This window comes from Niveispirillum sp. KHB5.9, assembly GCF_048066115.1.
In the GTDB taxonomy this organism is placed as follows: domain Bacteria; phylum Pseudomonadota; class Alphaproteobacteria; order Azospirillales; family Azospirillaceae; genus Niveispirillum.
Genome location: NZ_JBLTYX010000001.1, coordinates 674,012 through 688,769 on the forward strand (window position 1 = coordinate 674,012; position 14,758 = coordinate 688,769).

Consider the following 14,758-nt stretch of genomic DNA (forward strand, 5'->3'; position numbering starts at 1 on the left):
GGCTTCAGCATCAAAGCGCAATCGCGATCGACTTCACCTCCGTGTAGGCCTCGATCCCCTCGCGTCCATTCTCCCGGCCCCAGCCGGATTGCTTGAACCCGCCGAACGGCAGGGCCGGGTCCAGGCCGCCGCCATTCACCCGCACCGTACCGGCCTTGATCTTGCGGGCCAGCTTGTGCGCGGCACTGAGGTTCTGGGTCCAGACGATCGCGCCCAGGCCATAATCGGTGTCGTTGGCCTGGGCGGCGATGGCGTCCAGGTCGCGGTCGCTGAACGACATGGCACACAGCACGGGGCCGAAAATCTCCTCCCGCACCACCGACATCTGCGAGTTCGTCCCGGTCAGCACCGTGGGCGGCACAAAATAACCGGGGCCGGACGCAGCCGTGCCCTGCCCGCTGATCTTCGCCCCGTCGCGCAGGCCAGCCTCGATATAACCCAGCACCCGCTCCCGCTGCTCCGCCGACACGACCGGTCCCATCTGGGTATTGGGGTCCAGGCCAGGACCGACGCGCAGCTTGCCGGCGAAGTCGGCGACCCCTTCCACCAGCGCGTCGAACACGCTCTCATGCGCGAACAGGCGGGAACCGGCATTGCAGATCTGGCCGGCATTGGTGAAGATCGACCGCGCCGCCCCCTCGATGGCGCGGTTGATATCGGCATCGGGCATGACGATCACCGGCGTCTTGCCACCCAGTTCCAGGGTGACGCGCTTCATATTGGCCGTCGCGCCCTTGACGATCAGCCGCCCGACCTCGGTGGAGCCGGTGAAGGTCACCTTGTCCACACCGGCATGGGCCACCAGGGCCGCACCCGCCGCCTCCCCCAACCCGGTCACCAGGTTGAACACGCCCTTGGGGAAGCCGACCTGCTCCACCAGATGCGCCAGCCGGATCGCCGTCAGCGGCGTCTGTTCGGCGGGCTTCAGGATGATGGTGCAGCCGGCGGCCAAAGCCGGAGCCGTCTTGGCCACCGCCATGGCCAGCGGCGCGTTCCACGGCACGATGGCCGCCACTACGCCCACCGGCTCGCGCACCGTATAGGCGTGCCAGGTACCGGGGCCGGACAGGTTCACGCTCTCCCCGTTCAGCTTGGTGGTCCAGCCGGCATTGTAGCGCAGCACCTCCACCGCGTGCGGCACGTCGAACATGCGGGCGTCGCGCAGCGGCTTGCCATTGTTCAGTGTCTCCAGCAGGGCGAACTCGTCGGCATGCGCCTCGATCGCGTCGGCCAGCCGCCACAGCAGGCGGGCCCGCTCCGACGGCTTCATATCGGCCCAGGGTCCCTCCAGGGCAGCGCGTGCCGCACGCACGGCCAGATCGACATCCGCCTCCCCGCCCGCCGCCGCATGGCCGATGCGCGAACCGTCACCGGGATTGAAAGTCTCGAAGGTCGAGCCGGAGCGCGGCGCCATCCAGGCGCCGTCGATGAACAACCCATGTTCCCTGCCCGCGAATTTCCGGGCCTCCTCCAGGGCGAGTTGGTCCTTTGCGATATCCGGCATATTTCACCGCCTGGTTATGATGATGGTGGGATGGTTGGGGCGCATGCGCCCGTGCGGACGCCGCGTCGGGCGTCTCTTTGTTTGCTATTGTTGAACATCTTCCGTTATTGTGCAACAGCTCCTTTCGAAATTGTGAGGGACCTTGTCGCAGGAATTCGACCATATCATCGTCGGCGCCGGGTCGGCGGGATGCGTGCTGGCCAATCGCCTCAGCGAGGATGGCAGTCGCCGCGTGCTGCTGATCGAGGCGGGCGGGTCCGACGCCAGCCCGTTCCATGCCATGCCCCTGGGCTTCATGGCCGCCATGGCCGACCCGGCCAAGGATTGGGGCTATGCCACGGAACCGGAGCCGCATCTGGACGGACGTCAGGTACCGCTGCCGCGCGGGCGGGTGCTGGGCGGCTGTTCCACCACCAATGGCATGATCTATATGCGCGGCCATGCCGGCGATTATGATGAATGGCGCGATCTGGGCTGTCCCGGCTGGGGCTATGACGATGTGCTGCCCTATTTCCGCAAAATGGAGACCAGCTGGCGCGGCGCCGGCCCGCACCATGGCGGCGACGGCCCCCTGACCGTCAGCCCCGTGCGCCATCCCTCCCTGCGCATCGACCAGGTGATGGAATCGGCTGCCGCCGCGGGTTTTCCGATGAGCGAGGATCTCAGCGGCGACCAGCAGGAGGGCTTCGCGCTCGGCGAAGTGACCATCGACCGGCGCGGACGGCGCGCCAGTGCGGCGCGCGCCTATCTGCGCCCGGCCCTGAAGCGGCCCAACCTGCATCTGGTCACCAACGCCCAGGTGACGCGCATCCTGTTCGAGGGCATCCGTGCCGTGGGCGTGGAATATCGCCAGGGCGGCGTCGCGCATCAGGTGCGGGCGGCCCGTGATGTGATCCTGTCGGGTGGCGCCTATAACTCCCCGCAGCTGCTGATGCTGTCGGGCATCGGGCCCGCCGCCCACCTGCGCGAGCAGGGAATCGAAGTCCTGGTCGACAGTCCCGGTGTCGGCGGCAATCTGTCCGAACATCCCATGGTCTATGCGGAATTCGCGGCCACCGGCGATACGTTCCTTCAGCAGTTGCGTTTCGATCGCGCCGCCCTGTCGGTGCTGCGCTGGGCCTTCCTGGGCAGCGGTCCGTTCGCCTCTCAGGTGACCAGTTGCGCCGCATTGATCAAGACCCTGCCGGAACTGGCGCGGCCGGATATCCAGCTGATGGTGATGCCGGTACGTCTGGACGCCCGCATCTGGGTGCCGGGCGTCAGCAAGCGTCTGGCGGACATGTTCTCCATCATGGTGATCCAGCTGCATCCGGAAAGCCGCGGTCGGGTGACCCTGCGCAGCAAGGACCCGGCCGACAAGGTGCGCGTACAGCTGAACCTGCTGTCGCACGAGCGCGACTATGCCGAGCTGCGCCGCGGCATCCGGGCCCTGCGCACCCTGTTCGCCGCCGGCCCGCTTGCCACGTTGGCGGCACGGGAGACGAAACCGGGGGCCGATCGCGACAGCGATGCCGACCTGGACGCCTTCATCCGCGCCAACCTGCGCATCACCCAGCACCCGGTGGGCACCTGCCGCATGGGCACGGGCGAGGGTGCCGTGGTCGCCCCGAGCCTGCGCGTCATCGGGGTGGAGAACCTGCGGGTCGTCGATGCCTCGATCATGCCGACCGTGCCCGGCGGCAATACCAACGCCCCGGTGATCATGGTGGCGGAGAAGGCGGCGGATTTGATCCGGGTTTAGGCACCCGCTTTCCCCTCACTCTACCGTCATCCCGGCTTTTGCGCATAGGCGCTAACTTAAATGATTGGGCAGACCAATTCCGCCCTCACTACCGTCACCCCGGCGAAGGCCGGGGCCCAAGTGACAAGCGCTTGGCTCTACGACTTGGGCCCCGGCCTTCGCCGGGGTGACGGTAGAAGGGGCTTCTATGGCAATGCAAATCCCCTAAGTTAGCGCCTATGCGCTTCCGCCGGGATGACGAAAAATATGGGTAGGAGCACGAAACTCCCCCAAAACAAAAAAACGCCGGAGCGGTCACCCGCTCCGGCGCAGTGCATGGGGGAGGGATTACATCCGGGCGCGCAGGCCGAACACCCAATAGCGCCCGCGATTGTCGAAGAAGGGCGAGTTGGCGATGGTGGGCTGCACGATACCGTTGGGGGTGATCGGCGGCGCCTCGTTCGTCAGGTTTTCCACCGACCCGTACAGCGTCAGGTTCTCCGTCAGGTCATAGGCGACATTGGCGTCGAAATAGTTGATGCCGTCGATGCTGTTGTCGGCGATGTCCAGGACGGTCTGGTTGAAGCGCGTGTCGATCTTGCCGCCAGAGACATAGCGATAGGCCACGCCCAGCCGCCAATCATCGAACCGGTAGCTGGCGCTGAGATTGACACGCCATTCCGGCACGCCCTGCGGCGGCGGGGAGATGCCGGCCAGGCCGACATAATCGTTGGTGACACCATTGGCCGTGGTGGCCAGCTTGTCGGCATGGCTGGCCAGCAGGCGCAGCTGCATGTCGCCATTGGCCGCACCCAGATCCAGCGGGAAGGAATAGACCGCCTCGAAATCCTGGCCCGCCACTTCCTGCGCATTGGCATTGAAGGGCACGATATTGACGCGGGTGATGATGCCGCCGGTGCGGATGATGGCGGGGCAGAACTGCGTCTGGCCCTGGAAGCAGAAATTCACTATATCCTGGCCCGGGACGACCGAGATCGCATCCTTGACCTTGATATTGTAATAGTCGAGCGAGGCGCGGAAGCCGCTGAGCCAATCCGGCTGCACCACGACACCGATGGAATAGGTGTCGGCCTTTTCCGGCAGCAGGTCCGGGTTGCCGCCGGTGACCAGCGTCGTCTGCCGGGCGATGTTGGTCTCCCGGTCGATGATCGAGTTGATCACCTGGTTGCCGCGGGAGAACAGCTCGAAATTGTTGGGTGCGCGGATATCGCGGGAGACGGTGCCGCGGAAGCGCAAATCCTCGATCGGCTCGTAATTGCCGCCGACCTTCCAGGTCCAGACCGACCCGCTGGTCGAATAATCCGTGTAGCGGGCCGCGGCGTTCAACTCCAGCTTATTGGCGAAGGACATGCCCTCGGCCAGCGGCACCGCTACCTCGGTGTAGGCTTCCTTCACCGTGTACCGGCCGCTGAACGGCTGGGCGTTGATGGAGCGCCAGCGGCTGGCCGCGGAATCCGCGTCCGACGTCTGGGTGGTCTTCTCCGTGCGGTATTCCGCACCCGCCGCGATGGACACCGGCCCGGCCCAGGTGGCAAACGGCGAGCCGGAGATATTGGCGGCATACACCTGCTGCTTCATCTCGGCATAGGTGGTCGAGGTGCCGTGATAATAATTCAGGGCCTGCTGGGTGATGGAACCGGCACCGAACGGATTGATCGGCACGCAGTTGCGGATGTCGCCAAACGGGTCCTGGGCTGCCGTCGGGTTCGGGTTGTTCAGCAGCACGCGGCAGATCGGCTGGCCCGTGGCCGCGTTGATGACGCTGTCGATGCCGTTGGTCCAGCGCTGCGACAGGCGGTTGTTATAGGCGGCCTGGTCATAGGTGTTGCGGCCCAGCTGGCCGGTGACACTCCAGGCCCAGGTGCCGCCAAGGCTTCCTTCCGCACCGAAGCTGGCGCGCCGCGCCTTGGTCGTCGTCTCGAAGATGGAATTGCCATCCTCCACATTGTAGCGACCGAACGGGATGCTGGTCAGGCCCAGCGATGCCATCGCCGCCTTGACGGAGCTGTGCAGAAAGGCGTTGTCGTTGCGGATGGTCAGGGTACCGGTATCCGGGTTGGGCACCAGATCCGACTTGGCATGCACCTCGGAATAGAGCACATCCGCGAACAGGCTGACATCCTCGGTCAGCTCGAAATCGACACGGCCATAGGCACTCTTGCGCTCGATATTCGGCAGCAGGTTGCCGCCATCCACCGCCTGATCGCCATTGCCGCCGCCCTGCATATAGGTGGTGCCGATATTGGTGCCGTATTGGAACGGGATGGGCACGCCGTTGGGCCCGAACTGCACACCGGTGCCGGCCGCGAAGCCAAGACGCGCCGCCAGGTTGCGGGCCAGCGTATTATTGCCGCCCTGCAGGCCGACCACGCCGCCCGGCGTCATCTGCGAGAAGACGCCGTCATTGACGATCAGCAGGCGCGGCTGGCCGTTGGTGGGCGTATAGGCGGGGTTGGTCAGCTGCACCGTGTGGTCGTCGCCCCAGGGACGGCTGGCCTGGCTGGTCTGCCCGGAATTATGCATATAGTCGCCGGCGATGGACGCGTGCAGCTTGCCGTCCAGGAAGCCGTGGCCCACGGCGAAATTGACGGTGGGGCGGCGGAAATCGCCATAGTCGGACACGCCGTAGGAGACATCGGCCTTCGCCCCCTCGAACTCCTTGTCCAGGATGAAGTTGACCACACCGGCCACGGCATCGGAACCATAGGCGGCCGAAGCGCCGCCCGTGACGATCTCCACGCTTTTTATCAGGGCGACGGGGATGATGTTGGTGTCGATGGTGCCGCCGGGATCGGTCACGCCGACGCGGTTGCCGTTCATCAGCACCAGTGTGCGCTGGGTGCCCAGGCCGCGCAGGTCGGCATTGGACGCGCCGATCGGCTCGCTCGACTTGCCGATATTCTGGTTGACCTTCAGCTGCGGCACTTCCTGCAAAAGGTCGGAAACGGTGGTGATCGCCTTGTCTTCCAGCTCCGCCGCACCGACCGATGTCAGCGGCGTGGGGGCCGTGAAGCCCGAAATACGCGTACCGGTGACAACGATCTCTTCCAGCTCCAGTTCCTGGGCAACACCCGTCTGCGGAACCAGCAAACCGACACTGAGCGCGATCAGGCTGACCGCCCCGACATTCAACGCACGCGCACCGGAACCGCGACGCAGCTCATGGACCATCTTCTTCCTCCCTGACCGAACGACGTTTCATTCGGCTCACATATTGTTTGTTAATTTCATATTCAGTTCTACGATGACGAAAGTCCAATGCCACTCTCGGCATGACCGATACCGTTCCGGTATCAAACCCTGATCTGCCCGAACGGTTCGCCCGGGATCATTCGTCAGAAGAAGCAGAGCCGCAGGGCCGCGTCGGAGATGCGGCGGCGCGTGGCGGCATCGGGCACCAGTTCCTGGAACAGGGAAACGGTGTCGGCATAGGACACAGCCCCTTCCTTGCCCACGAACGGCGCGTCGCTGCCCCAGAGCAGGCGGTCGCCGCCGGCTTCGGCCAGCAGCCGTGCCGCCGCCGCCTGCCGCAGGGCGGGGTCCAGGCGGAAGCCCGCGGAGATCTTCACCCAGGTCCGCCCCGCCGCCACGGCGCGCAGGATGGCCTTGAACCCCTCGCCGTCCATGCCGTCGGGGGCGCGCAGCAGGCCGAAATGATCGACGACGATATCGATGCCGTGCGCCACCAACACCGGCAGCACGACGGCCTGCTGGTCGGCACTGGCATTCAGTTCGACATGCATGCCGCAATCGGCCAGGCGGTTCAGGAATTTGCGGTAGCGGAAGCTGGCCAGGTCCGGCGGGGCGGCATCCACCTTCCACTGCATCCGCACGCCGACCACGCCCTGGTCGGCCAGCGACCGGATGGTGACAGCATCGGTGTCGGGCTCCAGCATCACGGTGGCGCGCAGGCGCTTGTACCGGGCCAGCGCGGCCAGCGTGTAGTCGTTATAGTCGCCATACAGGCTGGCGGCGGTGACGATGCCGAAGGCGACGCCGTGCCGATCCAGGTCGGCTACGAAATGCTCGGCCGTATATTCGTAATCCGGCCGGGTCCAGGCATCCTCTCGGAACGGCATGCGCCGCGTCATGATATGGGCATGCGCGTCAACGATGGGCGGGTCGGCCAGCATCTTCCTACCGCGCTCCCCGCTGGAACAGGCTGCGGGCCGTGGCGCGCAGATACAGCCGGCGCTCGTCCGGGGTCAGCAGGAAGGCCGAGGCGCGGGCCTGTGCAGCCATGCTCTCGTAACTGTCGGGCGTGTTGCCTACGTCGGACCCCCACATGATATGGTCGGCGCCCATAACATCGGCGGCACGCCGGACGAAGGCCGCATGATCGACCCCGGCCTTGTCGAACATGTTGAAATTGATCGTGGTCAGCTTGAAATAGACATTGCGGAACTGGCGCATGGCCACGATTTCCGGCACCAGCCCCATCGATCCCGGCTCTCCCCCGCCCGGCCATCCGAAATGGTCCAGCGCGATGCGCAGGCGCGGGAAGCGGCAGGCCAGATGGGCGATGCGCTGCAAAGCTGCGGCCGACGGCACGCCCGGCGCATACATCACCACCATGGTCAACCCATGGCGGTCGGCCGCCTGCCAGCTTTTCAGCGCCGCCTCGCTGTCCAGCCAGGGATAATTGCCGTCGGCGTCGGGGGAGCCGAACAGGCGCAGGCCGACGATCGCGTGATCGGCCACCATGCGGTCGATCTTGGCCGGGCTTTCCGGGTCCTGGGCATCCAGCATGACGACGGCGGAGAACTGTTCCGGGAAGGCATCCGCCATATCCAGCAGGTAGCGGTTATCCTTCTTGTAGATCGTGTTGTACTGCACGGCGGTGCCGCCCACGATCCCCGTCGCCTCCCACCGTTGCAGCAGACGTTCCCCGGTCATCGGGTCGGCGGCGATGCGCCGGCGAAGGTTTTCCTCCCCCTCCCTTGCGTTGCGCGTATCCATGGGATAGCGCGCCTCATCGGTGGTGAAGACATGTGCGTGGGAATCGTAGAGCGGTTCCCGACTGGTTGCCTGACCCATGCTTTCCCCCGTCACGCCGATGCGGCGGCTTGCGGGCCGGGCTTGATCGCCCGGCCAAGCACCAGCAGGGCCAGGGCGGGGATCACGCTCAGCGCGGCGAAGAACACGAAGGTGGCGCCACGGCCGATATCGGCACCCAGCAGCAGACCCCCGATGAACGGGCCGATGACGGCGCCGGCCCGGCCGATACCGACCACGAAACCGACACCAAAGCTGCGCAGATGCAGCGGATAATGGGCGATGGTGGTCAGGAACACACCGGTATAGGAGCCGACCGTGAAGAAGGTCAGCGAACAGGCCAGCGCGATCATCACCGGCGGATCGGCCTGCACATTGCCGAACAGCACCAGAACACAGCCCATGACCAGGAAGAAGATCGCGGTCAACCGCCCTTCCCCTACGCGCTTGGCCAGCATACCGACCACGATATGACCGACCGACCCGCAGATGCCCTGCGCCACACCGGCAAAGCTCGCCTGCGTCGGCGTCAGACCGGCATCCACCAGAACGGTCGGCTTCCAGTTCAGCAGGAAATAACCAACGACGGCATAGACGAAGGACGCCGTCCACATCAGGAGTGACAACCGCCGCACATCGCCGGACAGCAGCGCCATCGCCCGGTTCTCCTTGCGCTCGGTGCGCGGCGGCGGGGGCGGCAGCTCCGACAGGGTCGGCTGGCCGAGACCGGTCAGGATCTTGTTGAGCCGCGGCAGAGCATTGCGCGGCCGCGCCGACAGAAGATAGGCCGGCGATTCCCACATGAACAGCACCAGCACCGCCAGCAGCACGATATTGATGGCCGCACCGACCACGAACACCGACCGCCATCCGAACGGCTCCAGCAAAAGCCCGGTTACGGCGCCGCTGATGGTCATTCCGATGCTGAAGCCGGTATGCAGCAGCGACAGCATCAGGTTGCGGCGGTCATCATTGGCGAATTCGGAGACCAGCACATTCAGGCTGACCACCAGCATGCCCAGCCCCACGCCCATCATAAATTTCAGGACGGTCAGCATCTCCATGGAGTTGGCCATGGCCGACAGGGCATGGGAAATGGTGATGCCGGCCAATGCCAGGAAGGTCACGCCGCGACGCCCGATCCGTTCCGCAATCGGTGCCGCCGCGAAGGCACCGAACGCCAACCCCAGGGAGCCCATGGAGAACAGGATACCCAGTGCCGCGCGCGGCGCACCCCATTCGGCCGTGAACAGCGGCGCCGTATAGGCCGCCGACATCATGTCGTAGCCTTCGGTGATGTTGATCAGACAGCACAAGGCGATGATCACATATTGCCGCGTGCGCATCGGCATCTTGGCGATGACGTCCAAAGGACTGGCCGGCATGCTCGTTTCTCCCTGAATTCCGACTTGTCGTCGTTATGGCGGCGACAGCGGCCACCGCCCCTATAGCGTCACTCGGCGGCAGCGGACCGTACCTGCCTGGGCTCGTCCAGCCCGACCAGCCTGGCCGCGTTCAGGCTGATCATCTTGCGGATGTCATCGTCGGAATAACCCAGTTCGATGCACATGCCGATGACATGGCGGAACCCGTCGACGGGGCTGGGATTGCCGACCTGGCCCAGGTCGGACCCGATGATGGTGCTGTCCACGCCACCGGCCTTGATCACCACATCCAGGCTTTCCAGCGTGTAATGCTTGCCCTGCACGCCCGCCCACATGCAGCAGGAATGCTCCAGATAGGCCCCCATGGCAGCCAGTTCCTTCATGTCGGCCGCGTTGCAGTCGATCAGGAAGGTCGGGTGGTTGACCATCAGCCGCTTCACGCCGCGCTTCTTGGCCTCGGCGAACAGCGGCCAGATCTCGCTGATATGCAGATGGCCGGCCGACAGGATGGCGTCGTAATCGGCGATCTGGTCCAGGATCACCTTGACCTCGTCCAGCAGGGCGCCCTTGGCATCCACCACGCTCAGCGCCGTGGGCGGCAGCATCTTTTCCTTGGTGGGCAGGAACTGGCGGCGATGGGAATGGCGGATATGGTTGGCAGCCGAGAAGGTCGGCATCCAGACCAGCCGAGCCCCCAGCTTGAACCCATGCTCGACCGCATAGGGGTTCAGGCCGCCCGAGGTATTGTTCAGCGGCACGCCCGTCAACAGCTCGATCTTCGGCTTCATCGTCTCCTTCAGAAGCTCGGCCACCGGCGTGACGGAATAATAGTGATCCTTGAACAGGATGGCGCGCAGGCCCGCGGCCTCCGCCTCATGAATGGCCTGCACATGGTTCAGGCTACGCGGCATCACCGAGGGGCCGCTGTGGCAATGCAGGTCAATCGCGCCGATCAGCAGGGCATCGATCCTGGGGTCCGTCATCTCTTCCTCCCATTGGGGTAAAGCGCCGCGTTGGTGGCGGTTCTTGGCTCTTGATCAGAATTCCGGGGCCGGATAATCGGCCGCGTTCAGCACCCAACCTTCGCGTGCGGAGAAGTCCTTGCGCGGCGGGCAGAACACATCCAGCAGACGGTTCAGACCGTCCGCCACCCCTTGCGAGGTGTGGATGGCCGGCGGCGGGATCACCGCGACCGAGGGGCTGGCGCAAAACTCATGCTGGTCATCCAGCCAGTGTGCACTGTTGCCCGTCCAGGGCCAGCGCAGATGGTGGATGAAGTCACCGGCAGTGGCGATGGAATATTGCTCGAAATCATCATGATGGTGGGGCGACAGGTCGCCCGGATCGCGGGGCCCGGGCCGACCGCTGGTCAGGTTCACCATGATGGTGGAGCAACGATAAAGCCGGCCGAAACGCCCCTGCTGCGCCGGCACGTCCCCGGAATAGACCCGGATACGGAAGCCGCCCACGGGGTCGGGCCATGCCTGGAATTCCGGGACATTGGGATCGGGCGTGGCATAGTCGCCGGCGTTGGAACATCGCGCCGCCAGGTCGGCCGAGCGCACCGTGAGCAGCCGATAGAGATTGCCCTCCCCCAGCGCCTTCACGACACTGTCGCCAGGCGGCACGAAAGCCACGCAGGGACCATGCGCCGTCTCCGTCTGATCGCCGGCGGTGATCTCCACCGACAGGCCGGCATCAGGCAGCACCACGGCATATTCGTCGATCTGGCCGGTCCGCGATAGTACAGCGCCAGCAGACACACGGCTGTAGGCCACGATCAGATTCTGGCCCCGCGCCAGCCAGGTACGGGCCAATTCGCCCGCCTCTGCTGGGGTTTCCGCGTAGAACCGTGCGTAGGACGCGGGTTTGAAGGGCGTTGCCGCGGCCTTCACCGCCATCGGCGCCAACCCAGCCCGCAAGTCGTTCTTTCCGTACACGCCGCCTCCCGGGGAATATTCTATTTCATTCCGGCACTTGCCGATTGGTACAGTAGGAAGGCAATGCAGGCTTGCGTCTAATTCTTTTTAACCCGCCAATCGATGCCGCCACGGCATCGGTTTTCCAGCCAACCGCTCCGATACCGCATCGTTATCGAACAAGGCTTCAATCAGCATTTGATTCCCATCCGGCATTTGCATTGGATGGACGGGCGGCAGACGTCCCCGTTGCGAGAGCGACGTCGCCCATCGGGAGGTGCCTTGTGATCAACAGCTTAATCAAGCGGCGCCTGGAGAATGACGAGCCGGTCTTCGGCACCTTCGTCAAATTCGCCTCGCCAAACCTTGTCGAGATGATCGGGCTTTCCGGTTTCGACTTCATCATCATCGACAGCGAGCATGCCAATCTCACCCATGGTGAGATGGAAGAGCTTATCCGCGCCGCCCAGCTGGTCGGCATGGCCGCCATCGTCCGCACCGCCGATGCGGGAGAGGCCAATATCCTGCACGCGCTGGACAGCGGCGCCAGCGGCATCCAGGTGCCTTCGCTGTCATCCGCCGCAGAGGCGCGCGCCGTCATCCGCCGCGCCAAGTACCACCCCATCGGGGAACGCGGTTGGGCCCCCGGTTGCCGCGCCGGCGACTATGCCTTCACCCCGCCCAAGACCTATATCGAGCGCGCCAACCGCGACACGACCGTCGCCGTGCATGTCGAAAATGCCCGCATGGCCGCCGATATCGAGGCATTGTGCCAAGTGGAACATCTGGACGTGGCCTTCATCGGCACCGGCGACCTCAGCCAGTCGCTGGGCTATCCCGGAGAGGCCGACCATCCGGAGGTACTGAAGGTCGTGGACAAGGTGGTCGATGCCTGCAAGCGGGCCGGCCGGCATTTCGGCATGGTCGCCAGCAACCCCGACAACCTGAAAGCTGCTGTGGAACGCGGTGCGCGCTACATCGCCTGGCAGTCCGACATGGTCATGTACAAGAACGCGCTGAAAGGTGCGGCGGATCGGTTCGCGCCCTTCCGCGCCAACAGACGAGAGGTCTGAAGTGCAGACATCCGATGTGCAGACGGGGGCATCCGCTTCCCGTATCGATCTCGCACGCCTGCTGCGTCCCCGCTCCATCGCCATCGCCGGTGCCTCGCCGGAGCCGGCGTCGGTGGGCGGCGTGGTGCTGAAGAACATCGCCGGTTCCGGCTTCACCGGCCCCGTGCATCTGGTCAGCCCGACGCGGGCCGAGATCAACGGCGTTCCCTGCCTGCCCTCGCTACAGGCCCTGCCCCATGGCGTCGATGTGGCCGTGCTGAACGTGCCGCGCAAGGCAGTGAAGGAAGCGATCGAGGTCTGCATCGAACGCGGCGTGGGCGGTGCCATCGTCTTCGCCGCCGGTTTCCGCGAGGCCGGGGAGCAGGGTGCCAAGGAGCAGGATGAAATCGCCCGCCTCTGCCGCGAGGGCGGTCTGGCGCTGCTGGGCCCCAACTGCATGGGCTTCGCCAATTACACCAGTGGTGCGGCGCTGAGCTTTGAATCGCTGACCTTCCAGCCGGCGGCGGCCGGCCCGCATATGGGCGTGATCGCGCAGAGCGGCGCCATGGCCTCCAACATCCGCTCCGCCCTGCTCGCCCGTGGCATCCGCATTTCCCATGTCGTGTCGACGGGGAACGAGGCGGTGGTCCGCGTCGACCATGTCATCCGCCATCTAGTGGAGGAAGGGGCGAACCTGATCGCCGTCTATGTCGAACAGATCCGCGACCCCGCCGCCTTCCTGGCTGCGGCCCGCATGGCGCGGGAGGCTGGTCGCCCCATCGTCATGGTCCATCCAGGATCCAGCGCGTCCGGCCGTGCCGCCGCCCAATCCCATACCGGCGCCATGCTGGGCGATTACGCCACCATGAAGACAGCCGTGGAGGATGAGGGCGTGGTCCTGGTGGAAACGATGGACGAGCTGTTCGACACCGCCTCCATCCTCTACCGCTTCCCCGCCCCGGTTAAGGGCGCCATGGGCATCGTCACCAATTCCGGTGCCGTCCGCGGCCTCAGCCTGGATTTCTGTGAGAAGGTCGGGCTGCCAGTGGCGGCGTTGAGTGACGAGACACTGGACGCCTTCCGCCAGATGCTGCCCCCGCAATGCGAGGCGTCGAACCCCCTGGATGTCGGCATCGCCGGCTTCTCCGACGCCTCGGTCTTCGCCAACACCACCAACGCCATGATGGCCGATCCCTCGGTGGGCTCCGTCCTGCTGGCCCTGGCCGGTGGCGGCCCCTGGCAGCAGCGGGCCAAGTCGGAGGTGATCGCCCCCCTGGCCCGGACGGCCCCCAAACCCGTGGCCGTCGCCATCATCGGGGATGAGGCACCGCTGGACCCCGGCTGTGTCACGCCGCTGCGCGAGACCGACACGCCCTTGTTCCGGTCGCCTGACCGGGCGCTGCGTGCCTTCCGCGCCGTGCATAATTACGCCGACGCCCTGGCCCGTGTCGCCAGCCGCACGGCCCCGCCCGTGCCGGCGCAGAAGCTGCCCCGCCAGGGTCCGCTGCCAGAATATGAGGGCAAGGCGCTGCTGTCGGAATTCGGCATCCGTACGCCCAAGGGCGTGCTGGTCTTCCGCGACGTGGATTCCGCCGCACAACTGGCTGGCCGTATCGGCTATCCGGTCGTCATGAAGCTTCAAGCCGCCAGCCTGACCCACAAGAGCGATGTCGGCGGCGTCATCGTGGGCGTGAAGGACGAGGCCGCCCTGCGTGCCGGCTGGCAACGCCTGATGGACAGCGCCCAGCTTCATGTGCCCGAAGGCACCCTGGACGGCATCCTGATCGAGGAGATGGCGCGGCCCGGCCTGGAACTGGTTCTGGGCGGCCGCAACGATCCCGAATGGGGATCGTTCGTGGTGTTCGGGTTGGGCGGCGTCTGGGTGGAAGCCTTGGACGCCGTGGAGATGCTGCCTTCCCATGCCGGCCGCACCCAGATCCTGGAACGGCTGCACCAGATGCGCGGCGCCAGGCTGCTGGGCCCCTTCCGGGGCCAGCCGGCCCGCGATGTGGAAGCGGCGGCCGACGCCATCCTGGCCCTGGGCGCCATCCTGCGCGCCCACCCTGAAATCAGGGAAGTCGACGTCAACCCGCTGACTGTTTTCGCCAAGGGCGAAGGGGTCATGGCGCTCGACGCATTGTTCATCGCTGAATGAAAAGGAC

General features: G+C 65.4%; 10 protein-coding genes. 3 read left to right on the forward strand and 7 right to left on the reverse strand.

Annotated elements, in window-relative coordinates; translation table 11 throughout:
• Positions 1-10: 10 nt before the first annotated feature.
• Positions 11-1,504, reverse strand: coding sequence for an aldehyde dehydrogenase family protein (locus ACM9HJ_RS02685; protein ID WP_416570131.1), 1,494 nt, complete (start codon positions 1,502-1,504; stop codon positions 11-13).
• Positions 1,505-1,646: 142 nt separating this feature from the next.
• Between ACM9HJ_RS02685 and ACM9HJ_RS02690 the strand changes: the two genes are divergently transcribed.
• Entirely contained in the window at positions 1,647-3,245 is a 1,599-nt protein-coding gene (locus tag ACM9HJ_RS02690) for a GMC family oxidoreductase (protein WP_416570132.1), read from the forward strand.
• A 327-nt stretch (positions 3,246-3,572) separates the two neighbouring features.
• Here ACM9HJ_RS02690 and ACM9HJ_RS02695 read toward each other — a convergent pair whose 3' ends face one another.
• From ACM9HJ_RS02695 to ACM9HJ_RS02720, 6 genes are all read right to left on the reverse strand, one after another.
• On the reverse strand, positions 3,573-6,416 hold the full coding sequence (locus tag ACM9HJ_RS02695) for a TonB-dependent receptor plug domain-containing protein (RefSeq protein ID WP_416570133.1): 2,844 nt from the start codon (positions 6,414-6,416) through the stop codon (positions 3,573-3,575).
• 164 nt (positions 6,417-6,580) lie between these two features.
• Positions 6,581-7,378, reverse strand: coding sequence for an amidohydrolase family protein (locus ACM9HJ_RS02700; RefSeq protein WP_416570134.1), 798 nt, complete (start codon positions 7,376-7,378; stop codon positions 6,581-6,583).
• Positions 7,379-7,382: 4 nt separating this feature from the next.
• Complete coding sequence (locus ACM9HJ_RS02705) at positions 7,383-8,282, reverse strand: amidohydrolase family protein (RefSeq protein WP_416570135.1); 900 nt, start codon at positions 8,280-8,282, stop codon at positions 7,383-7,385.
• Between the two features lie 11 nt (positions 8,283-8,293).
• Positions 8,294-9,625, reverse strand: a complete 1,332-nt coding sequence (locus ACM9HJ_RS02710) for an MFS transporter (RefSeq protein ID WP_416570136.1) — start codon at positions 9,623-9,625, stop codon at positions 8,294-8,296.
• 68 nt (positions 9,626-9,693) lie between these two features.
• Positions 9,694-10,608 (reverse strand): DUF6282 family protein, encoded by a 915-nt coding sequence (locus ACM9HJ_RS02715; RefSeq protein ID WP_416570137.1) that lies wholly within the window; start codon positions 10,606-10,608, stop codon positions 9,694-9,696.
• Between the two features lie 54 nt (positions 10,609-10,662).
• Positions 10,663-11,565 (reverse strand): hypothetical protein, encoded by a 903-nt coding sequence (locus ACM9HJ_RS02720; protein ID WP_416570138.1) that lies wholly within the window; start codon positions 11,563-11,565, stop codon positions 10,663-10,665.
• Between the two features lie 263 nt (positions 11,566-11,828).
• On the opposite strand from ACM9HJ_RS02720, the gene ACM9HJ_RS02725 reads away from it, so the two are divergent.
• Complete coding sequence (locus ACM9HJ_RS02725) at positions 11,829-12,617, forward strand: HpcH/HpaI aldolase family protein (protein ID WP_416570139.1); 789 nt, start codon at positions 11,829-11,831, stop codon at positions 12,615-12,617.
• Position 12,618: 1 nt separating this feature from the next.
• Entirely contained in the window at positions 12,619-14,751 is a 2,133-nt protein-coding gene (locus ACM9HJ_RS02730) for an acetate--CoA ligase family protein (protein WP_416570140.1), read from the forward strand.
• The last annotated feature ends 7 nt before the right edge of the window (positions 14,752-14,758 follow it).

Coding starts and splice junctions, on each gene's coding strand:
- ACM9HJ_RS02685 (WP_416570131.1), bottom strand. CDS start 1,504: ATGCCGGATATCGCAAAGGACCAACTCGCCCTGGAGGAGGCCCGGAAA.
- ACM9HJ_RS02695 (WP_416570133.1), bottom strand. CDS start 6,416: ATGGTCCATGAGCTGCGTCGCGGTTCCGGTGCGCGTGCGTTGAATGTC.
- ACM9HJ_RS02700 (WP_416570134.1), bottom strand. CDS start 7,378: ATGCTGGCCGACCCGCCCATCGTTGACGCGCATGCCCATATCATGACG.
- ACM9HJ_RS02705 (WP_416570135.1), bottom strand. CDS start 8,282: ATGGGTCAGGCAACCAGTCGGGAACCGCTCTACGATTCCCACGCACAT.
- ACM9HJ_RS02710 (WP_416570136.1), bottom strand. CDS start 9,625: ATGCCGGCCAGTCCTTTGGACGTCATCGCCAAGATGCCGATGCGCACG.
- ACM9HJ_RS02715 (WP_416570137.1), bottom strand. CDS start 10,608: ATGACGGACCCCAGGATCGATGCCCTGCTGATCGGCGCGATTGACCTG.